Consider the following 24917-nt stretch of genomic DNA (forward strand, 5'->3'; position numbering starts at 1 on the left):
TTAATGCTTGAATGTCAACATAACCGAAAGCCATTATCAGGAGCGCAAGCCGGCATTTGGTTTGCTCAGCAGCTTGATCCGGAAAATCCGATCTACAATACAGCTGAATACGTTGAAATTAAAGGCCCGCTTGATCAAGAGCTTTTCGAGAAAGCGCTGCGCCATGTCATGAAAGAAGCTGAATCATTCCATGCCAGATTTGGAGAAGATCAAGACGGACCGTGGCAAGTGATCGTTCCGTCGGCAGATTTTCCGATTCATTATGTTGATGTCAGCTCAGAAACCGATCCGGAACAGGCGGCGAAAAGCTGGATGAAGGATGACCTTGCCCGTCCGGTTGATCTGACTCGCGGTCCGCTTTTTACAGAAGCGCTTTTCAAAACGGCGCCGGATCATTACTTCTGGTATCAGCGAACTCACCATATCGCAACGGACGGGTTCAGCTTTACATTGATCGCCGAGCGGCTGTCAAAAATATATACCGCATTGATGCAGAACAAATCGATCGATCAGAGCGGAGCCTTTGGCTCCCTCGATTTGATTCTCGCGGAGGAAACGGCTTACCGCGCATCAGAGAAGTATCAGGAAGATCGGCAATTTTGGCTTGAGCGATTCAGCGATGAACCGGAGGTAGTCAGTCTTGCCGAAAGGGCGCCGCGCACCTCTTCAAGCTTTCTTCGCAGGTCTGACTATCTGCCGAGTGAACATGCTGAGCGTCTTCTGTCTGCCGCAAGCAGAATGGGAGCAACTTGGCACGAAACCGTGATGGCAGCAGCTGCAATATATGTTCATCGGCTGACGGGGGCAAATGACGTCGTTCTCGGGATGCCGATGATGTGCCGCCTTGGGTCAGCCGCTCTCCATATTCCGGGTATGGTCATGAATCTCCTTCCGCTTCGGATTGGCATGCAGCCGGACATGAGCGTAGGAGAGCTGGTCAAGCAAATCTCAGCAGAGATGATGAAGCTGAGGCGTCATCAGCATTACCGCCACGAAGAACTGCGCCGGGAACTCAAGCTGCTTGGCGAAAATCAGCGGCTGTTCGGTCCGCAGCTTAATTTGATGCCTTTTGAGCAACGCTTGAATTTTGCCGGCTGTCAAGGCATCGTGCATAATCTTGCCACAGGACCTGTGGACGATCTGTCAATCAACATTTACGGCCGCCCGGACGGAGGCGGGTTGAAAATAAACATGGATGCAAACCCCGCTGTTTATCATGCGGATGAACTTGAACATCATATTCATCGTTTTCTTACTCTTCTGAAAACGATTGCCGATTGCGAGCAAACTCAGCCGGTGGGGACGTTGGATATTCTTCTCCCGGAAGAACGCGCTCAAATTTTGATCGAATGGAATCAAACAGACCGCGGTCTTCCAAATGAGAGTCTTACGCAACGATTTGAAATGATGGCGAAGGAGTACCCTGAATCTCCGGCAGTCGTTTCCGATGATGAGGTTCTCACCTATTCCGAATTAAATAAAAGGGCAAATCAACTGGCTCATCTGCTGATCAATAAGGGGGCGAAACCCGAGACATTCGTTGCTTTGGCCCTGCCGCGCTCAGCGGAAATGATTGTCAGCATGCTCGCCGTTCTCAAGGCTGGAGCGGCTTATTTACCTATAGATCCCGATTATCCGGCTGACAGGATCGAGTATATGCTCAATGATGCACAGCCGCTGTTTGTCATCACCAGCAAAAAAGCACAAGACATGATCAGTTCGCAAACGCCGAAGTTCATCCTTGATGAACAAACTGTTATGGAAAAAATCTCCGGATGTTCTGAAGGAAATCCCGGCAGACAGCATTCCGGCGCTCAGCCGGCATATATGATTTATACATCCGGATCAACCGGCAGACCTAAAGGCGTAGTTGTACAAGCTGAAAGCTTATTCAATTTTTTGCTTTCAATGCAGGATATGTTCCCGCTTAATCAAGACGACCGGCTGCTGGCCGTCACAACGATTGCATTCGACATCTCAGCACTCGAAATTTATTTGCCACTGATCAGCGGGTCGGCAGTCGTTCTTGCCGAGAAGGAGACGGTACAAGACCCCTCCGCATTGGCTAAAATGATTGAAACATACGGAATCACAATGATGCAGGCCACACCGACCCTTTGGTATGCATTGGCCTCGAGCGCTCCGGAGAAGCTTAAAGGTCTTCGTGCGCTTGTCGGAGGGGAAGCTCTGCAAGCCAGCTTGGCCCGGCAATTGCAGCAGCTTGGATGCACATTAACGAACCTTTATGGACCGACGGAAACAACGATTTGGTCTACAGCCGCCGCGCTGGGAGGCAACTGCACGAAATCTCCGGGGATCGGCCGTGCGATTTGGAATACGCAGCTGTATGTTCTAGACGCCGGATTGCAGCCCGTGCCTCCGGGAGCGGCTGGAGAACTTTATGTGGCAGGAACAGGAGTGGCGCGCGGCTACTTGAACCGTCATGCTCTCACGGCTGAACGCTTTATTGCGAATCCATACGGGCCGCCTGGATCGAGGATGTACCGGACGGGCGACCTCGTGCGCTGGCGCGAAGACGGGTCGCTTGATTATATCGGCCGTGCGGACCATCAAGTCAAAATTCGCGGATTCCGCATTGAAATGGGAGAAATAGAAGCGGTGCTTGCAAATCATCCGGTTGTTAAACAAGCTGCTGCTATTGTTCGTGAAGACCAGCCCGGTGATCCGCGTATATTTGCGTATGTCGTTCCCGCTTCGGGAGAAAGCCTTCATCCTGTCGAGCTTCGCGGCTACGTTGGTGAAACACTGCCCGACTATATGATTCCGTCTGCATTTGTCATTCTTGATGAACTGCCGCTTACGCCGAACGGAAAGCTTGACCGCAAATCCCTGCCGGCTCCGGCATTGAGTATGCATACAGGCGGACGTGAGCCAAGGACACCTCAAGAGGAAATATTGTGTGATTTATTCGCTGAAGTGCTGGGGGTGCCGCGAGTCAGTATTGATGACAGCTTTTTTGATCTCGGCGGACATTCGCTTCTGGCAGGCAGGCTTGTCGGCCGGATTCGGGAAACGCTTGGCGTCGAACTCGGAATCGGCCGTTTATTCGATGAGCCCACAGCCGCCGGGCTTGCCAAACAGCTTGATCAGGCGCAGAGCGCCCGTCCGGCATTGCGTAAAAGAGAGCGCCGGGAAGAAATTCCGCTGTCCTTCGCGCAGCGGCGCCTATGGTTTTTGCACTGTTTGGAAGGACCGAGCCCGACCTATAATATTCCGGTTGTCGTTCATTTAACCGGACGTTTGGACCGAGAGGCGCTGACAACCGCTCTGAGCGATGTAGCAGCAAGACATGAGCCGCTTCGAACAATTTTTCCGGATCAGCAGGGGACAACACACCAGCTGATATTGGAAGCGGATCAAGCACGTCCCGAACTCGCTGTATCCCATGTCAGCGAACATGATTTGGAAAAAGTCCTGGCTGAGGCTGTTCGGCACCGTTTTCATTTAGAAAAGGAACCTCCGTTTCGCGCCCAGCTATTCGTACTCGGACCGGACAAATTTGTTCTTCTTCTGCTTTTGCACCATATGATTGGCGACGGCTGGTCTTTAACGCCGCTGACCTGCGATTTGGAAACCGCCTACAATGCGCGTCTGAATGGTGAGGCACCTGCTTGGGAGCCGCTTTCTATACAATATGCCGACTATGCCGTATGGCAGGAACATCTGCTTGGACATGAGAGCAATCCGGACAGTCTGATTGCCAAGCAGCTCGGGTATTGGTCAAAGGCATTGGAACATCTGCCTGATCAGCTGGAGCTTCCGACTGATCACCCGCGTCCGTCGGAATCAAGCTACAGAGGCGGTACGATTGATCTCAGCATTGACGAACAGCTACACGGCCGTTTGCTCGGTTTGTCCCGCAGCACCGGAGTCAGCATGTTCATGATTTTGCAGTCGGCCCTTGCCTCACTGCTGACACGGCTCGGAGCAGGCCACGACATTCCGCTCGGGAGCCCGATAGCGGGAAGAAACGATGATGCTTTAGGCGGAATTGTCGGATTGTTCGTTAATACGCTTGTGCTCCGAACAGATACATCGGGTAATCCAAGTTTTCGGGAACTTCTGAACAGAGTTAGAAAAGTAAATCTTGCAGCATATGAGCATCAGGACCTTCCGTTCGAGCGCCTTGTTGAAGTGCTCAATCCTGCCAGGTCAAGAGCGAGACATCCGCTGTTCCAAATCATGCTCGCCTATCAAAATACGCCTGAACCTGAGCTTGAACTTTCCGGCCTTAAATCAGACATTGACATTCGCAGTGTCGGCGCAGCCAAGTTTGATTTGACGATTGAGCTTCGGGAACATCGAAAAGCGGATGGAACACCCGCAGGTATCGGCGGATTTGTGGAATACAGCACAGATTTATTTGAGCGAAATACGGTTCAAACATTGGCCAAACGGCTTGTCAGACTGCTGGATTCAGCAGTATCCGACCCTGATCAGCCGATCGGAAGACTTGATATTCTCCTTCCGGCCGAACGTGAAAACATGCTGGCTGACTGGAGCAAATCGTCCAACAACATACCTTGTTCATCTTTGCCTGTTTTATTTGAAAAGCAGGCTGCGAAGGACCCGGAAGCCGTTGCGGTTATATATGAAAATGACTCGCTCACATACGGCGAGCTCAATAGACGCGCTAACCGGCTTGCCCATCTCCTGATCGCCAAAGGGGTCGGTCCCGAACAATTTGCTGCCCTGGCGCTGCCAAGATCTTTGGATATGGTTGTCGGACTGCTTGCAGTGCTGAAAGCTGGCGCGGCATATGTGCCTCTGGATCCGGACTACCCGGCAGAAAGGATAGCGTTTATGTTGAATGATGCACATCCTGCCTGCATCGTTACGAGTTCAGCGGTCGAATCATGCCTTTCTGTTCCCGCATCTGTTGAACGGATTGTCCTTGATGACCCTTGCATACAAGAGGAACTGAACGGATGCGCTTCTGCGAATCCGGTTGATGCCGACCGTACGAAGCCTTTGCTGCCTCTTAACCCGGCGTATGTCATTTACACATCCGGTTCGACCGGCAAGCCGAAAGGAGTGATCGTTCCACATCAAAATGTCGTGCGGCTGTTCGGAGCGACTGACCAATGGTTTCATTTTGGCTCTGACGATGTTTGGACGATGTTTCATTCTTACGCATTTGACTTTTCTGTATGGGAAATTTGGGGAGCGCTGCTCAATGGGGGACGGCTTGTCGTGGTGCCTCATACAATCAGCCGCTCGCCGGCCGACTTTCTCAATCTTCTCGTACGCGAGGGAGTGACTGTGCTCAATCAGACCCCTTCCGCATTTTATCAATTGATGCAGGCTGACCGGGACAATGCTGAGACAGGAAAGTGCCTTTCCTTGCGCTTTATCATTTTTGGAGGGGAAGCGCTCGAACTGAAGAGGCTTGAAGATTGGTATGAACGCCATCCGGAGCATTTCCCGCGGCTGATTAATATGTACGGAATTACAGAAACGACGGTACATGTCAGCTATATTTCCCTCGATCAGCAGACTGCAGCACTTCAAGCGAACAGCCTGATCGGTCAAGGGATTCCCGATTTAGGTGTATATGTGCTTGATGAATACCTTGAACCGGTACCCCCGGGCGTCACCGGAGAGATGTATGTGTCGGGGGGCGGCCTCGCACGGGGTTACTTGGGCAGACCCGATTTGACGGCAGACCGTTTTGTCGCTGATCCGTTTGGTCCGCCCGGAACCCGGATGTACCGAACCGGCGATCTTGCCCGCAGGCGCCAAGACGGCTCTCTTGATTATATGGGCAGGGCCGATCAGCAGATCAAGATCCGCGGCTTTAGAATCGAACTCGGCGAGATAGAAGCGGTGCTTGTCCGCCATCACAAGGTGAATCAAGCTGCTGTAGTTGTAAGGGAAGACCAGCCCGGGGACAAGCGCCTGATCGCCTATGTTGTCCCGACGTCTGAAGAAGAAACTGATCCGGCTGAGCTGCGCCGGTTTGCCGCAGGCACTCTGCCGGAGTACATGGTGCCTTCTGCATTTGTAAAAATTGCAGACCTGCCATTGACTCCAAATGGCAAACTTGATCGAAAAGCGCTGCCTGAGCCTGATTTTGCCGCGGCTGTTAAAGGGCGGGGGCCAAGAACACCGCAGGAAGAAATCTTATGTGATCTTTTTTCAGAAATCCTCAATGTGCCGCGGATTGGTATTGATGACGGATTCTTCGAACTTGGCGGTCATTCTCTGCTCGCCGTACAGCTGATGAGCCGCATTCGTGAAGCGCTCGGCGTCGAGCTCGGCATCGGCGACCTGCTTGAAGCACCTACTGTCAGCGGACTCGCTGAACGGCTTGAATCCGGCGGCGGGCAAAGTGCGCTGGATGTACTGCTTCCGCTGAGAACCGGAGGCAGTCAGGATCCCCTGTTTTGTGTGCACCCGGCCGGGGGCCTCAGCTGGTGTTATGCCGGTTTAATGACGGCACTCGGGAAGGAATATCCGATATACGGCCTTCAAGCTCGCGGGATCGCAAGGCAGGAAGAGCTTCCTGATACGCTCGACGACATGGCCGCGGATTATATCAGGCACATTCGTACGATTCAGCCAACAGGGCCTTATCGTCTTCTCGGCTGGTCTCTCGGAGGCAATGTTGTACATGCGATCGCAACTCAGCTGCAGGAACAAGGGGAAGACATTTCGCTTCTTGTCATGCTTGATGCATACCCGAATCACTTCCTTCCAATTAAAGATGCACCTGATGAGCAGGAAGCATTGATTGCACTCTTAGCATTGGGAGGATACGATCCGGACAGCCTTAACGGGGAACCGCTGAAACTTTCCAGTGCGATCGATATACTGCGCCGAGACGGCAGTGCGCTTGCCAGCCTGGATGAGGCTGCGATCTTGAATTTAAAGGAGACCTATGTGAATTCCGTCCGGATTTTAAGCGAATATAAGCCCCGCGTCTTTCATGGTGATATCCTGTTCTTCAAATCTACCGTGATACCGGAATGGTTTGATCCGATCGATCCGGAGTCATGGCTTCCTTATCTGAACGGAAACATTGATATTCATGATATGGATTGCCGGCATAAAGATTTGTGCCAGCCGGAGCCGCTGGCCGAAATCGGACGTCATGTTGCGGAAAAACTGGACGGCTTGAAAAAGATACGGACAAGTAGGGAGAGATAACGATGACAAATCCTTTTGAAAATGAACAGGGCACATATGTTGTTTTAATGAATGAGGAAGGCCAGTATTCACTCTGGCCCGCCTTTGTTCATATTCCGGCAGGGTGGGAGATTGTCTGCGGGGAAACGAGCCGCAGCGCCTGCATCGACTATATCAGCTCGAATTGGACCGATCTCTCGCCGAACAGCTTGAAGCCGGCTGCAGAAGTTCACGGCGGTCAGCAATGAAGAGAAGGCCGTTCAATCAAAGGACGGTTGTCAGCATTGTATATGTAACGGCCATGTTTATGGCTGCAATGGATGCGAGTGTCATTAACATGGCATTGCCCGCCATCATGAACGAATTTCAAACTTTGCCGTCTGCTGCAGGCACAATTAACATCGGATACTTAGTCAGCTTGGCGGTCTTTCTTCCCGCAGCCGGCTGGTTTGGAGACCGCTTTGGGACAAAGCGTGTTTTCCTTGCCGCGCTTTCCATATTTACGGCTGCATCCGCATTATGCGGAATCGCTGACAATCTGGCGGCATTAAACGTATTTCGCGTGATCCAGGGAGCCGGCGGCGGATTGATCACACCAGTGGGAATGGCAATCTTGTTCAGGACGTTTCCTCCGCACGAACGGGCTAAAATTTCGAGAGTTCTCGTTCTTCCGATTGCGGTCGCGCCTGCGGTTGGGCCGATCATCAGCGGGTTTCTGACGGATCAGCTGTCATGGCGCTGGATTTTTTACATTAATATTCCGATCGGTATGATCATTCTGCTGTTTGGCCTGTTATATCTTCATGAACATATGGAGCCGAAAGCGGGGAGATTTGATTGGCTAGGATTTCTTTTGGCTGGGCCGGGAATGGCGTTGGCAGTTTTTGCACTCAGCCAGGGGCCTGTGCAGGGCTTCGGCTCTCCGAATGTGCTTGTTTCAGGAACCGGGGGAGTGATTCTCCTCGCCATTCTCGTTTTTGTCGAGCTGAAGGCTGAGCATCCGTTGATTGAACTGCGCTTATTGAAGGACCGGGTTTTTGGAATGATGAGCGTCATTTCGCTTTTGACAGCAGGCGGACTCCTTGGCATGCTCTATATATTTCCGCTGTTGTGCCAGGAAGCACTCGGCTATTCTGCGACCGATACCGCTTTGATCACGTTTCCCGAAGCATTAGGCTTGATGCTGGCCTCCCAGCTGATGCCGAGGTCGTTAGATAAGCTCGGGCCGAGGCGGGTCATTTCCGTTGCGCTTTTAGGCGCCGCTGTATTGTTTGGGCTGCTGAGCCTGACCGGATACGGGTCAAATCTGTGGCTTCTCAGGCTGCTGCTGTTTTCGGCGGGCTTTTTTCTGGGGCATGCGGTTGGCGCGGCGCAGGTTGTTTGTTTTGCCAACATTTCATCTTCATCAATGGGTCGGGCAACGACGCTGTTTAATGTGCAAAACCGGCTCGGATCTGCTTTTGGAGTTGCCGTCATGTCGTGCGTCCTTGCCGTGCTCAGTCAGCCTGGCGCAGGGATAGAGCCCGATTTATCAGCTTACCGGACCGCTTTGCTCGGTGCAGCCGGCTTCCTCATGGCAGCATTTTTCATCGCACTCAAGCTCAAGGACGCTGACACTGAACGTCAAATGGACAAGCATGCTTCAGTTTCCAAGGGTGCGGCGGCTTCCGGTAAGTAAAACAAAAATCCTCCCGTTTCCGGGAGGATTTTTTTACCGCATGAATGGCGCGCTATAAAATCGGCGACAGCAGGATCGAAATGGCTTCTTTGAAGCGGATCGATTTGCTTCTGTTTAAATATTCCTCATAGGTCAGCTCCCTTGAGACTTGCAGATCTTTTTCAAATGATAGGACAAGGCTTCTCGAAATTTCCTCATCGTATAAAAAAGCATTCACTTCAAAATTGAGCTTGAAGCTGCGCATATCAATATTTGCCGTGCCGACTGATGAAATTTCTTCATCTACAACGATTGTTTTCGCATGGATAAATCCGTTGTCGTAAATAAATACGGAAGCGCCGGCTTTTAAAAGTTCGCCGATGTAAGAATAGGTAGCCCAGTACACAAAAGGATGGTCGGGTTTGTTAGGGATCATGATTCTCACGTCAACGCCGGACAGACAAGCAATTCTGAGGGCATCGAGCAGGCTTGCGTCCGGAATAAAATAAGGCGTCTGTATAAGAATCGACCGCTTTGCCGTTGATATCATTTTAATATAGCCGTTTTTAATCTGCTCCCATTCTGAATCGGGGCCGCTGGTGACGATTTGCATGCCGATGTTTCCGTTGGAATCGATGTCAGGAAAGTGGTTTGGCATATATGTAATATCGTGATGGTGCGAGGCCTGATTCCAATCCAGGATAAAACGCGTTTGAATCGAATGGACTGCCGTTCCTTTGATTCTGAGATGCGTGTCCCTCCAATAGCCAAAAGCCGGATTTAGACCGAGGTATTCGTCCCCGACATTAAATCCTCCGACATAGCCGATGACGCCGTCGATAATGACGAGCTTGCGGTGGTTGCGGTAATTCATGCGCAAATTGATAAATTTAAAACGCGACGGGAAAAAAACTTCGACAAATCCTCCCGCCTTTTTCAGCTCTTTGAAAAAGCTTTTCCTGAGGCTTCTTGATCCCAATTCATCATACAAAACACGGACTTCAACGCCTTCTTTTGCTTTTTTGGTCAGCGCGTCCCGCAGCTTTTTTCCGATCTCATCGCCTTTATAAATATAATATTGAAGATGTATATGGTCTTTGGCGTTTTCAATGTCGCGAAGCAGTCTGTCGAATTTCTGGCGTCCGTCCGTTAACAGCTCGACCGCATTGTCTTCCGTGAAAACGGCGTGGTTATTCAGAATGTGCATATAAATCAAGTCTTTGCTGTCCGCCGTTGCTTTATTGCGAAATTCAAACTCGCGGTTTTTCAGCTTGGTCAGCTGCTGCTCCAATATTTTTTCCATCCCGATCCTCTTTCGGTCTTCCCATTGAAAAAGGTGATTCCTGCTCAAATTGTGGCCGAAGAGCAAATAGAGGATAAAGCCGAGAACGGGAATAAAGAAGAGTACCAAGAGCCAGGCCCAGGAGGAGCTTGCATCCCGGCGTTCCCTAAAGATCACAACGATTGCCAATAGCGTGTTTAAAACTAATATAAAGCCGAGAAATATCGATGTGATGCTGATATTTTTAATAATATCCATATTGAACCTCACAAGACGGATTTGTTTTTATACATTCCATTTATAACAGTTACTCCCCTTTCAAGCAACTATCTCATGTTATACGGGGCGGGGGACGGAAAGTTCCTAATAAAAAGGGGAAAGGCAAAAAACTGTAAAACATGTTGGATCTAAGTTACGATATACATATAAAAAGCATGATTTAATCAGCGAAACAACGCCTCTTTAACCAAATCGGGAGGGATTGATTATGGATATGGAACGTTTCCATCAAATGCCGGCTTTTATGAAAGAAGAAATGGATAACCTCAAGCATGTGGCGGCGCCGTTCTTAAAGAAAAGGCTGATATTTCTTTTTATCGCGATTCCGCTGCTTGTTGCTTCATTGGTTTATCTTTCCTCTTTTTGGGGGCAGGCATCCTATGGAACCGATTCAATGATAAAAATCGGCTGCGCTGCCGCAGCAGCAGCTTTCGGCATGGCGCTGTTCAGAGAGTCGTCTTACCAAAAAAGAAATGTTCAGCAATCGGTGATGAAATATATATTGGAACGGATGCAAACAAGCGAAGTGCTTTCCGATGAACGGAAAAGCCGCTACGTTCGGGCGGTCAAAGAAGAGCCGTTTACTGTGATGAGAAGCTTTTTGGAATTTTTAAATGAAGAAGAGATCAGAAGGCGCAGGCTGGCTGAATGATGGCACAAAAAAAAGAGCTGCATGACAGCTCTTTTTTTTGTGCCATCATGATGATCAGGCTTCATTCAATTCTTTTCCTAATATTTTCAAATCGTACCGTATTCCGTCCATCTCGGCGATTCCGGGAAAGTGTCCCCACTCGGTAAAGCCGTATTTTTTGAAAAGCTTGATGCTCGGTTCGTTGTGGGCGAAAATAAACGCCATTAAAGAACGGATTCCAAGCTTTGGCGCGGCTTCAAGCGCTTTTTCAAGCACCGCTGAACCCGCCCCTTTGCCGCGGTGGTCTTCATGAAGGTAAATGCTGACTTCGGCGGTTTTGTTATAGGCGGGCCTACCGTAAAATGATTCGAAGCTGATCCAGCCGGCGATATCCCCTTGTTCATTTTCCACAATATAAAGAGGCCTTGCCTCGGTATGGTTCAAAAACCAGTTCAGCCTTTCTTCAGGTGTGACGGGTTCTGTATCTGCCGTAACCATTCGCGACGCAATGGTGGAGTTGTAAATATCGACTACTGCGGGAAGGTCTTCCAGATTGGCGATCCGTAGTTTCATTCTCTCTGTCCTTTCTTCATATGTTATATCTTCGGCGTTTTTTCCGTTATCATGCACATTGGTGAAATTTCAGGTTTTAGGGCGGTTTTTACATAAAAACGAAGCAGCCGGTGCAGACTAATTTGAAAAAAAGTTTTTTGTAAATGTATATATTTTCTGAAAAGTGTTCAGAATGTTGCTGAGGTGATGAGTAATGAAAGAGGAAGAAAAGAATCGTACTTCCAAAATCACAAAGCTGCAACAGTTTTTTCGTAAACGCTGGGTATTTCCGGCCATCTATTTGACAAGTGCCGTCGTTGTATTAACCGCCGTTCTTTGGTATCAATCGACTTCTAACAACGATGTAAAAGATCAGCTTGCTGACGATGGTAAGAAATCAGCCTATGATAACCGGGATGACGCGGTAGAAGTAGGCAAACCAGTCGAAAATGTCGCAATGCCGGTTGCTGATTCTGAAAATGTTTCTGTCGTTAAAAAGTTCTTTGAAACTGACGCAACTAAAGAAGAGAAAGAAGCAGCACTTGTAAACTATAATAACACGTACAGCATGAGCAAAGGTATCGACTTGGCTGAGAAAGACGGAAAAACATTCGATGTTTCCGCATCTCTCAGCGGTACGGTCATCAAAGCTGCAAAAGACCCTGTACTGGGCTACGTTGTTGAAGTTGAACATGAAAATGGTTTATCAACTGTGTATCAGTCTCTTTCTGAAGTAAGCGTCAAACAAGGTGACAAGATTGAACAAAATCAAGTCATCGGAAAAGCAGGCAAAAACCTTTACAATGAAGAAGGCGGAAACCATGTGCATTTTGAAATCCGCAAAGACGGTGTTGCGCTAAACCCGTTGAACTTCATGGACAAGCCGGTCTCCAGCATCGAAAAAGCGGTGGAGGAACAAGCGGCTGAAATGAAGGAACCTGCTCAGCCTTCTGTTGAAGAAAAGTCAAAAACAGAAGACAAAGCGAAAGATCAAACAGGTGGAAAAGACGACAAAACCAAACGGGAAGATTCGTCTGAAGGGTCAGAAAATCAAGACGGAACCCAGTCTGACGATTCAAGCCAGTCATAAGGCACGCTTCCCTCAGAGCGCCTATCAAATACGATAGGCGCCTTTTTTGTTACAATCATAAAAAACCCGTATCAAATTTGCAGAGCCAGCCGTTTATTAAGTAAGAGGCCTCTTTTAAGGAGTGTGAATGCATTCATGAATGAGCTAGAACAGCAAGCGCTGATGAAGTATTGCATGAGAATGACAGGTGATAAATGGGATGCCGAGGATTTAGTCCAGGATACCATCCTGAAGTTAATCGAAATCAATCGAACAGACGCCTCACATGCTTATCAAAAGACGGTGGCAAAGCATAAATGGATTGACCTGCTCAGAAAAAGGAAACGCGAAATCTTTCTGTCTGAAGACAATCTGGAAGACGGGCGGGCAGAGCGCATGAAGGCGGCCGATGACTTCGAGCACCTGCTGAAACAGCTTTCCGGTATTTTAACGCCGAAGCAATTAACGATTTTTTTGCTCAAAGATGTGTTTTCCTTTCAGCTGCACGAAATCGCCGAGTCGCTCGGTAAGCCCGAATCATCCGTCAAATCGCTTTTATTCAGATCGCGTCAGCGATTAAAAAGGCTTTCTCCAGATGTTCTGCAAAGGGAAGCGGCGGACGGGGATGACGAACACATTGGTCTGCTTGTTCGGGCGATATTGTATCACAACCCCGATGATCTGCTCGAATTTGCCAAACAGACGTGGCTTTTCGGCGCTTCGCAGCCGTCTTGCATCAGCATGATGAGGTGTGCTGCCTAGGAGGAAAAAGGCTATGAACACCATTCCTTACGTCATTGAGAAAACGGCTGCCGGTGAAAGATCGTACGATATTTTTTCCAGACTTTTAAAAGACCGGATCATTATGATCGGTTCTGAATTCAACGATGACCTCGCTAATCGGGTCACCGCCCAGTTGCTGTTTTTGTCAGCCGAAGACAATGAAAAAGACATTTCGATCTATATCAACAGCCCGGGCGGATCAACTTCCGCGGGATATGCGATTTTGGATACGATGGACTATGTAAAGCCGGATGTCCGCACGATCTGCGTCGGAATGGCAGCTTCCATGGGGGCGATTCTCCTCGCCAGCGGAACAAAAGGCAAACGGTATGCGCTCAAAAACAGCGAAATCATGATCCATCAGCCGCTCGGCGGCGTCAAAGGACAGGCGACAGACATGGAGATTTCAGCGAAGCGGATCATCAAACTGAGGGAAAAAATCGAGCACTTTTTTCACGAACGAACGGGCCAGCCCATTGAAAAACTAAAAGCCGACATGGAACGTGATTATTTTATGGATGCGGACGAAGCGAAGGCATACGGGATTATTGATGCCGTTTTGTAAAACTTTAAGAAAAGAACCTTAGAAATATATATTAAGGATTCTCGTTTTTAACAAGTAGGGATGTGTTCCTTAATAATTATGGCAGGTAATAATATAAAAATTCCTCATTGTTTAAGGTATTTTCATTTAATATAAATGAGGAATTTTATATTATGTAATAGCCAGCCAGGCATTATCTTAATCCCAAAGTTGATCATACTAAAGACAAGTATTTGATTAGCTGTTAGGTGTCATTCTAGTTTCTGTTTGTGAGCTTATCTAAGATTATAATGAATAGAATTTGTGCTCACGTAAATCGCCGTCCAAGAATTGTGTAATTAAAATGGACTATTATCTTATTGGAAAATTGAAAAATAAAGAGGGTGTGTCGCAGAAAGTCTGAAGACTAAAAGAGGCACCGTTTAAAGATTCACCATAAAAATGTGTTTTTGAAAATTCTATAGGAACCCAGCGGTAACCTCTATTGTAATACTATAAATTTAATGTTGTACAGTAATATAGTGTTTTAGTTCTCCAATATAGTTTCGAGTTCCCCAATTTGTTGTTACTATCACATCATATTTGCCTGCAGGAATACTTTTTGTTGAAAAGCTTACTCTAAAACTGCGTTTATTACAACAATCAACAGATGCGTATTTGACTGTTTTGCCTGCCTTATTTACAAGATAAACTCCAGCACCATTGTTTAATCTATCAAGAGTGCCTGTCACAACAATTGAAGTAGCACGTTTTGAATATGTATTAGCATCTGTCTGAAACTTAATTGCTCCTTTTGAAGTCATGGCAAAAGCATCTGAACTTCCGGTGAAAAATACAAAAACTAAGAGAGTAGTTGTGAACAAAGTCATTACAATTCTTTTCATTTAAGACTTCCTTTCTTTGTTTAATTAGAAACCATTTCCTATATTAATAGATATTTTTTAAAAAACAACAAAATAAGGGGAAATTATACATTAACAATAACTTATCTTGCTAAGGTTATATTATCTTATATGAGGAAACTGTTGCTTTTAAATGGAGAAAAATAAAATTTCATATGCAAAAAAAGCTCCCGGCTTAACTTCAGCCGGGAGCTTCGATCTTTTTATAAAGCGTCAGGACCTTCCTCGCCTGTGCGGATGTTGATGGTGTTTTTAATTTCGTATATGAAGATCTTGCCGTCACCGGGTTCCCCGGTTTTCAGGACGTTTTGCGCCGTCTCGGCCACCTTTTCGACAGGCACTTTGCTGACGACGATTTCGACTTTTAACCTTTCATATACATTGCTTTCGCGTTTGACCCCGCGGTAAAGCTCTGTATGCCCTTTTTGCAGGCCGCATCCGTGTACATTGTAAAACGTAATGGACGTTACCCCGATTTTGGCCAGCTCCGTTTTCAGCTTTTCAAAGTTTGTAGGACGAGTTACAATTTCCACCTTATACATTTGACCGCTCATACCATCACTCCTGACAAATTAATCTTGATACGCTTTTTCGCCGTGCAGCGTCAGATCGAGGCCTAATGATTCTTCATCCTCTGAGGCACGGAGTTTAAAGAAAATACTGACTATCTTAATAATAGCGTATGTGACGATTGCGACAAACAAATATGTTGCGGCAATCGCAATCAACTGTTTCCAAAGGAGACTGATGTCTCCGTAAAAAAGCCCGTTTGCTCCGTCTGCGTTGACTGATGTCGTCGCGAACAAGCCCGTCGCGATTCCGCCCCATGTTCCGCCGAGCCCGTGAAGTCCGAAGGCATCGAGCGCATCATCGTAGCCGAATTTTTTCTTCAGCGAAAACACACCCCAGAAACAGACGATTCCACCGATGAGCCCGATCCATACGGATGAGAAAGGCGTAACAAAGCCTGCGCCCGGTGTAATCGCGACAAGCCCCGCGATTGCTCCCGAGACGGCGCCGAGCATCGTCGGCTTTTTATTGATCAGCCATTCTGCCAAAATCCAGCCGATCAGCCCCGCAGCCGCAGCCGTATTCGTGTTGATAAAAGCGGTCATGGCGACTTCATCGATCGTCAGGGCGCTTCCGACGTTGAATCCGAACCATCCGAACCAGATCAAAGTCGCCCCGAGCAAAGTCAGAAGGAGGTTGTGAGGGGCGGTATCGCTGATATTTTTCCGCTTGCCGAGAACAATCGCAACAACCAGGCCGGCTACACCGGAAGAGATGTGAACGACGTTGCCGCCGGCAAAATCGATCGCTCCCAGCTCGTCAAGCCAGCCTCCACCCCATACCCAGTGGGCGACCGGCGAGTAAACGAAAACCGCCCAGAGCACCGAAAAAAGAATAAAGGCCGGAAAGCGCATTCGCTCCGCAAAGCTTCCGGAAATAATCGCAGTCGTCAGTACGGCAAATGTCAATTGGAACATCATATAAAGCGTATGCGGGATCGTCTCCGAATAATCGGCATTGGGTTCAAATCCGATACCTTGCAGTCCGATCCAATCCAAACCCCCGATCAATGGGTTTCCGGGAGCGAAAGCGAGCGAATAGCCGAACAAAATCCATATGATGGAAACGATGGCGATTGAAGATAAGCTGTGCATAACGGTGCTGAGCACATTTTTGCTCCTGACAAGTCCTCCGTAAAATAAAGCGATGCCCGGCGTCATCAGCCATACGAGCAAAGCGCAAAAGAACATAAATACTGTATCCCCCATCTGCATGTTTCATTCCTCCGTAGTCATTTAGATTGAGAGCAGATCTCTTTTTCTTTCATTATAGTGACAAAAGGGAGATATCATGATGAACATGTCAGATTTCCTCACATGGTTTTTAGGAAGAAAAGCGGACAGGGAGAGGCTGAAAGGGGGATTAATCGGTTTTTTCAACCTCAACTGCAACGATTCGATGTCCGTCCATATCTTTTACTTTGAAACGGAATCCTTCACTTTCGATCGCCGTTCCGGGCTTGCTCTCAATATTCTGCGTCAGCATCCAGCCGCCGATTGTATCAATCTCCTCATCTGATAAATGAATTCCGAGCAGGTCGTTTACATCGCTGACTAGTACTTTACCGCTGAGGATGTAATGGTCATCTTCCAGTTTCTGAACAGCCGATACTTCTTCAGTATCGAATTCATCGCGAATATCGCCGACGATTTCCTCGACGATATCCTCAACCGTCACAAGGCCGGATGTTCCGCCATACTCATCTACGAGAATCGCCATATGTGTATGCTCTTTTTGCATTTTGACGAACAGCTGGTAGACGGGAATCGTTTCAATCACATGGATAACCGGATGGATATATGGCTTTAACGGTTTTGTTTCTAAAGAAAACCCGCCTGCAAGCTCAGCCAGCAGCAGTTCTTTTATATTGATCATTCCGCTGATGTGATCCTTGTCTTCCTCCATGACGGGGAAGCGGGTGTGCTTTGTTTCTTTGATGAGCTGCTTCACTTTTTTTACACTGTCGTCAAGAGACAGGACGGTCATTTCATTGCGGGGCACCATAATTTCTTTTGCTGTACGTTCGTCGAATTTAAAAATGTTGTTTACATATCTCAATTCATTCTGGTTGATTTCCCCGCTTTGATAGCTTTCAGATAAAAGTGTTCGCAGCTCTTCCTCCGAATACGCCAATTCGTGTTCACCGGTCGGCTTCAGGCCGAACAGACTTGTGATCATGCGGGCTGAATGATTAAGCAGCCATATAAAAGGAAACATGATTCTGTAAAACCAGATCATCGGCTGTGCAAAAAGCAGAGTAACGGTTTCCGCTTTTTGAATGGCGATCGTTTTTGGCGCCAGCTCTCCGATCACAACATTGAGATAAGTGACCGATAAAAAAGCGGCCAAAAATGAAAGAATATGTGTCATCGACTCGTTCAAGCCGATTTTGGAAAAAAGGGGATGCAGCAAGGTCTGCATCGTCGGTTCACCAAGCCAGCCGAGGCCCAATGCCGTCACGGTGATTCCAAGCTGGCAGGCTGACAAGTATTCGTCAAGGTGTGAGGTCACTTCTTTTGCGGCAAGCGCGCCCTTTTTTTTCTGAATGATCAATTGGTCGATCTTTGTCCGCCTTACTTTGACGATGGCGAATTCGACCGCGACGAAAAAGCCCGTTAATGCGATTAATCCTGCCACTGCAATCAGCTTCAGTAATTCCAATGCCCCGCCTTCTCAAAAAGAAGGCGCCACCTCCTTTTCTATGAAAAACTCATACTGGCTTCATACCACGTGCCGCAGCGCGGCAAACATGATGTTTATTTACGCGGAGGGCGGGCAAAGAAATATAAAACGAATGGGCCGGAAGAGGAGGAGACGAAATATGAGAGTTTTTCAGGGAGAGGGCTGGACATGGTATCAGCTCGGCCCTCACGAAAAAGCGACAGCACAAGGGCTGATCCAGCCCGATCATTGGCCGGAATGCCGAAACTGGTTTCAAGGCGTTCCATCGGCCAATATCAATTGCATTGATATCAATGCTGCCGTTCAAGGCAAGGAAGCGATCTACGGTTCATATATTTACGATCAGGAAGCGGAAGTTCAACAAAATCGGACAGCATTTCATTTTTACTTAACGAAAGACTATTTTTTCACAATGAATTTAGATATCTCGCAATTTGAAGAGGCAAACAGAAGGCCGATCGATCAACATTTAAAGCGATGCAAAGACGCCCCTGAAGTGTTCCTGGTCCTGCTGGGCGAACTGATGAGAATGTATTTGAAGGAACTTGAGCACTTTGAAGTTCACCTTGGAAAAGTAAGGTGGGGATTTCACCATGACAACAATAAAAGCATCATTGAACTGATTCATAAACGGCGTCACGAACTGCTCGTCATAAGAAGTTTAATTTTATCGATGAAAAAGGTAGCAATGGGTCTTAAAGAAACTTTTTTAAGCAAATCGTTTGATGAAATCGAACAGCGCAGGACGTTTTACGAAATCGACAGAGGCATGTCATTGATCAAAGAGTATGCGAATGAAATCAATTATTTGCTCCATTCCGAAGAAGTGGTGACATCCCACAGAGGCAATGAAATCTTTAAAGCGCTGACGATTTTCACGACGATCTTTACGCCGATGACGGCTTTTGGCGCCCTGTGGGGAATGAACTTCGAAGTCATGCCTGAACTCTCATTGAAGTACGGCTATTTATTTTCGCTTATTTTAATTGCCGTTTCTACCGTTCTTGTGTACTGGTATTTGAGGAAGAAAGGGTGGACCGGCGATTTATTGAAGGATAAAAAACGATATATGAAAAGGAAGGGCTCTTTTAAATAGGTTTAAGCCCGTGGGATATCGGAAAAGCACATAATAACCCCAGTAAAGGAGGAATTCCGAATGAAACTAAAGGACATCATGACAACCAATGCCGAATGCTGCGAACCTTCTGCTCCGATTGCGGAAATTGCCGGGAAGATGCGTGATTACAATGTAGGTTCAATTCCGGTCTGCGAGAACGGAAATTTGACGGGGATCGTTTCAGACCGGGATATTGTTATCAGATGTGTAGCTGAAAATGAAACAGATGCGGCTGCTCGGGATATCATGAGCACACAGATGGTGACAGGGCGCCCGGATATGTCTGCTGAAGAGGCTGGTGATTTGATGGCGGAACACCAAATTCGCAGGCTGCCGATTGTTGAAGATGGCCGTCTTGTCGGAATCGTTGCTTTGGGGGATCTCTCCGTCTCACATGCGGATGAGAAAGCGGGAGAAGCATTAAGCGAAATTTCAAAACCGGCTTAAACAGGGTGAAGGAAGAGCGTTTTTAGCTCTTCCTTTTTTATAGTTAATATTCAAAGCCCTAGATATTAGTGATTGATCAATAACTTAACTTTAGATTAAGTTTTCATTAAGCATCTCAATGTTTCTTTCAGCCCTTCTTGATAAGGTGTCGCGGGAATTTTTCCTATCCTCTTTTCATATTTTTCCCCGTTTAGAATGAATGTTTCTTCAGTTAAGTACATGATTTCTACTACTTCTTTCATGACTGGATCAAATAATCCGCTTATACGAATGGCAAGTTTATTTAATGGTATTACTAATTTATTATTTCCGGTAATTTGGCGTGCGATTTTTATGATTTCTTTACCTGAAATCAGTCCGGCGCCGGGAATGTTCCAGTTTTCACCGTAAGAATCGTCTTTACTTGCGATTTCCACAATCATTTTTGCGGCATCAGGCAAATATACGTACTCCCGGGGGGTTTTTAGATTGCCGATAAAAACAGCTATTTTATTTGCTGCCATTCCGGTTAATGTAGGCTGTAAATAAGAATTTTGCGAAGTTTTCCCATAATAGTCGGGCAGTCTGACGATTAATGGTTTGGCATTTTTCCATTTCTTATCGAATATTAAGTTTTCAAAGTCTACTCTTAGCTTTCCTTTTTTTGTATGGGGCAGTTTCGGATGATTTTCGTCTCCTTTGGCAATTTGTCGGCCGTAAACATATATTCCATCCACAATCACGATTTTCTTGCCTGAAATATTTGCAGCCTTCATTACACTTTCACCGAGAAGCAGGAGTTTATCTGCCATTTCATGATATTGAACATTGGCGCATTGAAATATCACATCTGCATCCTTCGCTGCTTCACTGATGGTCTGTGCATCAAAGACATCGCCAAGCTGATATGTTAATAGCGGTGTTGAATGATGTTCTTTTATGAGATTCTTTAGTTTATTTTCAGAACGGCCGAAAGCGATAACCGGAATATTTCTTGACAGCAATTCTGAAACTATCACTTGACCTGTTCCACCTGTTGCGCCTAAAACAATTGCTTTTTCCATTGAAAATTCCCCCTTGGGTAAGTTATTAATCAATCAATAACTAATGCTTAAATAAAAAACCGAAACAAATCGGTTATTTTATTCTGTTTGGCCGTGCATGATCTCCGGCAAATCCAAGAAATAGGAAATGTTGCAAAGTATCCCTCTTGCCAGGAAAGTCGTAACTTCCCTCTCTGCATTCGGAACATTGGCTTCCTGGAACCTTTCCAGCGTATAGTTTCTAATACGTGATAAGCCCGTTTTTGAACAATTTCTGATCGATTCCTCCGTAACGGATAGTCCGATGACCTGTAAGGCTATTTCATTAGGGTGTGATACAGACAACTCTTCATATGCTTTGATCATGTTTGCTACGATCTGTTCGGAGCTGGATTCGACATTTTGAAACGTTTGGAGGATTCTTTCAAAGGCCCGATCGAGCGCGGCAACGAACAACTCTTCCTTCGTCTTATAAAACCTAAATATATAGGGCTGGGAAATACCGGCTTTTTCAGCAATGAGTGCTGTCGTGGTATTATAATATCCCTTTTCTGCAAACACTTCTAATCCAGCTTCAAGTATTTGCTCCTTTCGGTTTTCCTTACTCTGTCTTATGATATGCCGCCTCCCTTCATTTTGTTATTGATTGATTACTTACTGAGATCGTAACAGATTTCGATTCAAGATTCAAGCACGTAATTTTTAAAACATGTATCTATTGGTGCAACAGTTTTCATCCCCGGTCCCGCTGCAAAGGCCAAAATAAGACGTGCTGCCGTTTGGCGTAATGGAGAAGCGGAGCGGTATCAGGCAATATGAGACCGCTTGCTCCGGGCACCGTGTTTTGTCGGATTTCGGCTTCGGCCCGCTGCAGCGTCCATGGAGAATGATGGATGTTTTCATAGTAGACCCGGTTGTTGTACGTGGTGTACAGGCGGTATCTTTCAGTCAGCCAGTATTCGATGGACCCTTTTTGGGCGGTAAAGGAATCTGACAGCGGGCGGTAGCTGGCGCGGAAGGCCGCTTTTGAATCATCCCTTCTGCTGGAAAATTCAATATGGTTTTTTTCTTTTACAAAGTTTATCCCGGCGTGAAAATAAGGCAAGTGGAACATTGCGCGCGCGCCGGCGACGGCTAAGCGTGAAGCGGCGTCAAGACTGAAAAAATAAATGCCCGGTACGCCTTTATATGATACATATGTCCGGACGTTCAGCTCGGGAAATCTGCTGACGAAAGGAAAGGGGGGCAAAAAACGGGGGCGCATATTTGTCAGCAGGAAAGGCAAAATGCCGATCCATGCTTTTCCATTGAATGTCTCCAGTTCCAAGGCCGCCGGTATTCGTCCGCGAATGGCTTCAGAATCAACAGCCCAATGGGCAAATAATACATGATTCCATGTTTGCGTCATCACCCACGGTCCTTCAGGCGGCGGAAAAGGACGGTGTGAAGTATTTTTAATCATAGAACAGCACTCCTTCGATTCGAATGTTGACCCGTCTGCAACACATCCCGAGCCTGTTGTACGGTTTTATCATTTCCCTTTACGGTTAATTCAAAAACGAGGATACAAAAAACGGAGGAGTGATGTGATTTGTTCAAGCATACGAAAGTGCTGCAGTACCCTGCAAAACCTGAAAGACCCGATCCTGTCTTCGCCAAGAAAATGCAGGAAATACTCGGCGGTCAGTACGGAGAAATATCTGTGGCCATGCAATACCTTTTTCAAGGGTGGAATACAAGGGGAAATGAAAAGTATAAAGATTTGCTCATGGATACGGCGGCAGAAGAAATCGGACACGTCGAAATGATTGCGACGATGATCGCGCGCCTGCTTGAAGACGCACCGGTTTACGAGCAGGAAAAAGCCGCAGACGATCCTGTCATCGGTGCAATTATGGGCGGAATGAACCCTCACCATGCGATCGTTTCGGGACTGGGAGCCATGCCTGAAAACAGCACCGGCGTTCCGTGGAATGCAGGCTATATTGTAGCGAGCGGTAACCTTCTGGCCGATCTGCGCGCAAATGTCAACGCTGAATCGCAAGGCAGACTGCAAGTCGCGCGGCTGCGCGAAATGACGGATGACAATGGTGTACAAGATATGCTCGGTTTTCTTTTAGCGAGAGACACGATGCACCAAAACCAGTGGATCGCCGCAATCAAAGAGTTGGAAGAAAAAGAAGGCGTCATCGTGCCCGGCACGGTTTCGGATGAAAATGAAAAAGAAGACATTGCGCATACTTTATACAATTTCTCGGATGGAGAAGAAAGCGCGCAGTTTGATTGGCTGAAAGAGAAGGCGCCGGACGGAGCGGAATTCCACTACGAGAGCGGCCCTGTCGCATATGGAGAAAAACCGGTCTTGAAGCCCGCTCCAAAACGAAGCCACAATACACCTGACTATGGAGAATAGAGCCGAACGGCTCTTTTTTTATTTTTTAAAATGACAAAACACTCCGTAAATATTAAAATAAGTGACAGATTTGCAGATTTTTTTATTGTCAGGTAAGCTTACTATAAAAACAACAGTAAGGAGTTATATCATGAGTAAAGTACTTATTTTTGGCCACAAAAATCCGGATACGGATACGATTTGTTCAGCGATTGCATATGCCGAATTAAAAAAGGAGCTCGGCATGGACGCAGAACCCGTCCGCCTCGGCGAAATCAACGGCGAAACCGAATTCGCGCTTGAGAAATTCAATGCAGAAGTACCCCGCCTTGTGAACACTGTTGCGAATGAAATTGACAGCGTGATTCTGGTTGACCATAATGAGCGCCAGCAGAGCGTCGATGACCTTGATCAAGTTCGCGTGCTTGAAGTCATCGATCACCACCGGATCGCCAATTTTGAAACGAGCGATCCTCTGTATTATCGCGCAGAGCCTGTAGGCTGCACGGCAACGATCTTAAACAAGCTCTATAAAGAAAACGGCGTCGAAATTAAAAAAGATATCGCAGGATTGATGCTGTCGGCGATCATCTCAGATTCCCTCTTATTCAAATCTCCGACTTGCACGGACGAAGATGTCAAAGCTGCAAAAGAATTGGCTGCGATTGCCGGTGTTGATGCCGACAGCTATGGACTCGATATGCTGAAGGCTGGGGCAGATTTGAGCGCAAAAACGATTCCTCAGCTTCTCTCTCTTGACGCAAAAGAGTTTACGATGGGAAGCCATAAAGTGGAGATCGCGCAAGTTAACACTGTTGATACAAACGACGTTCTCTCCCGCAAAGCAGAAGTTGAAGCAGAACTTGCAAAAGTGGTGTCTGAAAAAGGATTGGATTTATTTGTGTTTGTCGTAACCGACATTTTAACAAACGACTCGGTTGTCGTCGCTTCAGGACAAGCTGCACAAGCAGTGGAGAAAGCGTTCAATGTTACATTGTCAGACAACACAGCAACACTGAAAGGGGTTGTATCCCGCAAAAAACAAATTGTTCCGCCGTTAACCGAAGCCTTAAAAGGTTAAGGAAAGGAAATGAAAAACACCCGAATCATGAGATTCGGGTGTTTTCTTATGCCGTTCTGGATACGGCTTTCCGCAATTTCCGCAAGATCGATTCGTAGAGTGAGATGATCCGTTCAAAAAGCGGCTGCACATACGCTGAGAATCTAAATATAACGAGTGATACAAATAAAGCGACCAAAATGCTGCCTAAAACGTCAACAGGGTAGTGGTGTCCGACCCAAATACGGGAAAAGCCCGTCAACAACCCGAAAGCAATCAGGCAGGTTCCAATTTTCCGATGATAAAGCCAAAAAGCGATCGAAATGGCTAACGCCCCGGTTGTATGATCGCTGGGAAACGAGGCGTCGGCCGCATGATGAATTAATACGTCCACATGGTGAGCGACAAACGGTCTCGGCTCATAGTAAACCAATGACAGCAAATAATTTGCCGCCAATCCGAGAATACCCGTCACACCTGCCTGAAGAACGCTTATTTTATAAGAACGGTTTCCGAAGATCCAGATCAAAAGCAAAATGAGCGCATACATGTAAATTGCTTTTTCTGTAATCAAAATCATAGCGCTGTCCAGGATGTGGTTGTGGTTTGATAATTGATGAATACGTGTAAAAAGCCAATAGTTCAAAAAATCACCTTTTTAATAGAGTAGTAGTTTTTGGTCAGACAGTTAGGAGACGTATTTGATTTTGCAAAAGTTTCATTAAATGACAGATCGGACTGTATCAGCCGGCATGAAAAAAGCCGGGTAATCCCGGCCC

21 protein-coding genes are annotated in these 24917 nt (G+C 47.0%); 11 read left to right on the forward strand and 10 right to left on the reverse strand.

Annotated elements, in window-relative coordinates:
- Positions 1–3 precede the first annotated feature (3 nt).
- The 3 genes from M1E03_RS02280 to M1E03_RS02290 are packed head-to-tail and all read left to right on the forward strand — an operon-like array spanning position 4 to position 8827.
- Positions 4–7170 carry an amino acid adenylation domain-containing protein gene (locus M1E03_RS02280; RefSeq protein WP_458110645.1) on the forward strand — a complete coding sequence of 2389 codons (7167 nt, stop codon included), beginning with the start codon at positions 4–6 and terminating at the stop codon, positions 7168–7170.
- A gap of 2 nt (positions 7171–7172) precedes the next feature.
- A complete protein-coding gene (locus M1E03_RS02285) occupies positions 7173–7397 on the forward strand; it encodes an MbtH family protein (RefSeq protein WP_023857108.1) in 225 nt (74 codons plus the stop codon).
- Positions 7394–8827, forward strand: a complete 1434-nt coding sequence (locus tag M1E03_RS02290) for an MDR family MFS transporter (RefSeq protein WP_080131522.1) — start codon at positions 7394–7396, stop codon at positions 8825–8827. Before M1E03_RS02285 ends, M1E03_RS02290 begins: the two co-directional genes overlap by 4 nt.
- A 52-nt stretch (positions 8828–8879) precedes the next feature.
- Here the strand turns inward: M1E03_RS02290 and cls are convergent, their stop codons facing one another.
- Complete coding sequence (cls, locus tag M1E03_RS02295) at positions 8880–10328, reverse strand: cardiolipin synthase (RefSeq protein WP_458110788.1); 1449 nt, start codon at positions 10326–10328, stop codon at positions 8880–8882.
- Positions 10329–10575: 247 nt separating this feature from the next.
- On the opposite strand from cls, the gene M1E03_RS02300 reads away from it, so the two are divergent.
- A complete protein-coding gene (locus M1E03_RS02300; RefSeq protein ID WP_458110646.1) occupies positions 10576–11019 on the forward strand; it encodes a YwnF family protein in 444 nt (147 codons plus the stop codon).
- 54 nt (positions 11020–11073) lie between these two features.
- Here M1E03_RS02300 and M1E03_RS02305 read toward each other — a convergent pair whose 3' ends face one another.
- Positions 11074–11571: an N-acetyltransferase family protein gene (locus tag M1E03_RS02305; protein ID WP_458110647.1), complete on the reverse strand. Its 498-nt coding sequence runs from the start codon at positions 11569–11571 to the stop codon at positions 11074–11076.
- A gap of 193 nt (positions 11572–11764) precedes the next feature.
- Here M1E03_RS02305 and M1E03_RS02310 point away from each other — a divergent pair, with 193 nt between their 5' ends.
- The 3 genes from M1E03_RS02310 (at position 11765) to M1E03_RS02320 (ending at position 13967) form a co-directional block, all read left to right on the forward strand.
- Positions 11765–12640: a peptidoglycan DD-metalloendopeptidase family protein gene (locus tag M1E03_RS02310; protein WP_458110648.1), complete on the forward strand. Its 876-nt coding sequence runs from the start codon at positions 11765–11767 to the stop codon at positions 12638–12640.
- A 135-nt stretch (positions 12641–12775) separates the two neighbouring features.
- On the forward strand, positions 12776–13381 hold the full coding sequence (locus M1E03_RS02315; RefSeq protein WP_458110649.1) for an RNA polymerase sigma factor: 606 nt from the start codon (positions 12776–12778) through the stop codon (positions 13379–13381).
- Between the two features lie 13 nt (positions 13382–13394).
- The gene (locus M1E03_RS02320) at positions 13395–13967 is read left to right on the forward strand and encodes an ATP-dependent Clp protease proteolytic subunit (protein WP_458110650.1); all 573 of its coding nucleotides are present in this window, start codon (positions 13395–13397) and stop codon (positions 13965–13967) included.
- 479 nt (positions 13968–14446) lie between these two features.
- Here M1E03_RS02320 and M1E03_RS02325 read toward each other — a convergent pair whose 3' ends face one another.
- From M1E03_RS02325 to M1E03_RS02340, 4 genes are all read right to left on the reverse strand, one after another.
- Positions 14447–14830 (reverse strand): hypothetical protein, encoded by a 384-nt coding sequence (locus tag M1E03_RS02325; protein WP_103749405.1) that lies wholly within the window; start codon positions 14828–14830, stop codon positions 14447–14449.
- Positions 14831–15051: 221 nt separating this feature from the next.
- A complete protein-coding gene (locus M1E03_RS02330) occupies positions 15052–15402 on the reverse strand; it encodes a P-II family nitrogen regulator (protein ID WP_003185936.1) in 351 nt (116 codons plus the stop codon).
- 18 nt (positions 15403–15420) lie between these two features.
- Positions 15421–16632 (reverse strand): ammonium transporter, encoded by a 1212-nt coding sequence (locus M1E03_RS02335; RefSeq protein ID WP_023857117.1) that lies wholly within the window; start codon positions 16630–16632, stop codon positions 15421–15423.
- Positions 16633–16780: 148 nt separating this feature from the next.
- Positions 16781–18079 carry a hemolysin family protein gene (locus M1E03_RS02340; RefSeq protein ID WP_023857118.1) on the reverse strand — a complete coding sequence of 433 codons (1299 nt, stop codon included), beginning with the start codon at positions 18077–18079 and terminating at the stop codon, positions 16781–16783.
- A gap of 160 nt (positions 18080–18239) precedes the next feature.
- Here M1E03_RS02340 and M1E03_RS02345 point away from each other — a divergent pair, with 160 nt between their 5' ends.
- Entirely contained in the window at positions 18240–19196 is a 957-nt protein-coding gene (locus M1E03_RS02345; protein WP_145929980.1) for a magnesium transporter CorA family protein, read from the forward strand.
- A gap of 60 nt (positions 19197–19256) precedes the next feature.
- Entirely contained in the window at positions 19257–19664 is a 408-nt protein-coding gene (locus M1E03_RS02350) for a CBS domain-containing protein (RefSeq protein ID WP_095323623.1), read from the forward strand.
- A gap of 95 nt (positions 19665–19759) precedes the next feature.
- On the opposite strand, the gene M1E03_RS02355 is transcribed toward M1E03_RS02350, so the two are convergent.
- The 3 genes from M1E03_RS02355 to M1E03_RS02365 all read right to left on the reverse strand — a co-directional run bounded on the left by M1E03_RS02355 (position 19760) and on the right by M1E03_RS02365 (position 22148).
- Positions 19760–20707: an NAD(P)H-binding protein gene (locus M1E03_RS02355; RefSeq protein ID WP_023857121.1), complete on the reverse strand. Its 948-nt coding sequence runs from the start codon at positions 20705–20707 to the stop codon at positions 19760–19762.
- 78 nt (positions 20708–20785) lie between these two features.
- Complete coding sequence (locus tag M1E03_RS02360; protein WP_035400336.1) at positions 20786–21301, reverse strand: TetR/AcrR family transcriptional regulator; 516 nt, start codon at positions 21299–21301, stop codon at positions 20786–20788.
- A 118-nt stretch (positions 21302–21419) separates the two neighbouring features.
- Positions 21420–22148, reverse strand: coding sequence for a YqjF family protein (locus tag M1E03_RS02365; protein ID WP_411220996.1), 729 nt, complete (start codon positions 22146–22148; stop codon positions 21420–21422).
- A gap of 129 nt (positions 22149–22277) precedes the next feature.
- On the opposite strand from M1E03_RS02365, the gene M1E03_RS02370 reads away from it, so the two are divergent.
- The gene (locus M1E03_RS02370; RefSeq protein WP_101561377.1) at positions 22278–23099 is read left to right on the forward strand and encodes a manganese catalase; all 822 of its coding nucleotides are present in this window, start codon (positions 22278–22280) and stop codon (positions 23097–23099) included.
- A gap of 130 nt (positions 23100–23229) precedes the next feature.
- Positions 23230–24159, forward strand: a complete 930-nt coding sequence (locus M1E03_RS02375; RefSeq protein WP_149169766.1) for a manganese-dependent inorganic pyrophosphatase — start codon at positions 23230–23232, stop codon at positions 24157–24159.
- Positions 24160–24205: 46 nt separating this feature from the next.
- Here M1E03_RS02375 and M1E03_RS02380 read toward each other — a convergent pair whose 3' ends face one another.
- On the reverse strand, positions 24206–24784 hold the full coding sequence (locus tag M1E03_RS02380) for an undecaprenyl-diphosphatase (RefSeq protein WP_023857126.1): 579 nt from the start codon (positions 24782–24784) through the stop codon (positions 24206–24208).
- Between the last annotated feature and the right edge of the window lie 133 nt (positions 24785–24917).

The sequence above is a fragment of the Bacillus sp. PK6-013 genome (assembly GCF_054161445.1).

Bases quoted from the DNA above. Each gene is read 5' to 3' on its own strand.
- M1E03_RS02330 (WP_003185936.1), bottom strand. From the start codon at position 15,402: ATGAGCGGTCAAATGTATAAGGTGGAAATTGTAACTCGTCCTACAAAC.
- M1E03_RS02365 (WP_411220996.1), bottom strand. From the start codon at position 22,148: ATGATTAAAAATACTTCACACCGTCCTTTTCCGCCGCCTGAAGGACCG.
- M1E03_RS02300 (WP_458110646.1), top strand. From the start codon at position 10,576: ATGGATATGGAACGTTTCCATCAAATGCCGGCTTTTATGAAAGAAGAA.
- M1E03_RS02285 (WP_023857108.1), top strand. From the start codon at position 7,173: ATGACAAATCCTTTTGAAAATGAACAGGGCACATATGTTGTTTTAATG.
- M1E03_RS02310 (WP_458110648.1), top strand. From the start codon at position 11,765: ATGAAAGAGGAAGAAAAGAATCGTACTTCCAAAATCACAAAGCTGCAA.
- M1E03_RS02350 (WP_095323623.1), top strand. From the start codon at position 19,257: ATGAAACTAAAGGACATCATGACAACCAATGCCGAATGCTGCGAACCT.
- M1E03_RS02345 (WP_145929980.1), top strand. From the start codon at position 18,240: ATGAGAGTTTTTCAGGGAGAGGGCTGGACATGGTATCAGCTCGGCCCT.
- M1E03_RS02315 (WP_458110649.1), top strand. From the start codon at position 12,776: ATGAATGAGCTAGAACAGCAAGCGCTGATGAAGTATTGCATGAGAATG.
- M1E03_RS02335 (WP_023857117.1), bottom strand. From the start codon at position 16,632: ATGCAGATGGGGGATACAGTATTTATGTTCTTTTGCGCTTTGCTCGTA.
- M1E03_RS02290 (WP_080131522.1), top strand. From the start codon at position 7,394: ATGAAGAGAAGGCCGTTCAATCAAAGGACGGTTGTCAGCATTGTATAT.
- M1E03_RS02320 (WP_458110650.1), top strand. From the start codon at position 13,395: ATGAACACCATTCCTTACGTCATTGAGAAAACGGCTGCCGGTGAAAGA.
- M1E03_RS02305 (WP_458110647.1), bottom strand. From the start codon at position 11,571: ATGAAACTACGGATCGCCAATCTGGAAGACCTTCCCGCAGTAGTCGAT.
- M1E03_RS02375 (WP_149169766.1), top strand. From the start codon at position 23,230: ATGAGTAAAGTACTTATTTTTGGCCACAAAAATCCGGATACGGATACG.
- M1E03_RS02325 (WP_103749405.1), bottom strand. From the start codon at position 14,830: ATGAAAAGAATTGTAATGACTTTGTTCACAACTACTCTCTTAGTTTTT.
- M1E03_RS02280 (WP_458110645.1), top strand. From the start codon at position 4: ATGCTTGAATGTCAACATAACCGAAAGCCATTATCAGGAGCGCAAGCC.
- M1E03_RS02355 (WP_023857121.1), bottom strand. From the start codon at position 20,707: ATGGAAAAAGCAATTGTTTTAGGCGCAACAGGTGGAACAGGTCAAGTG.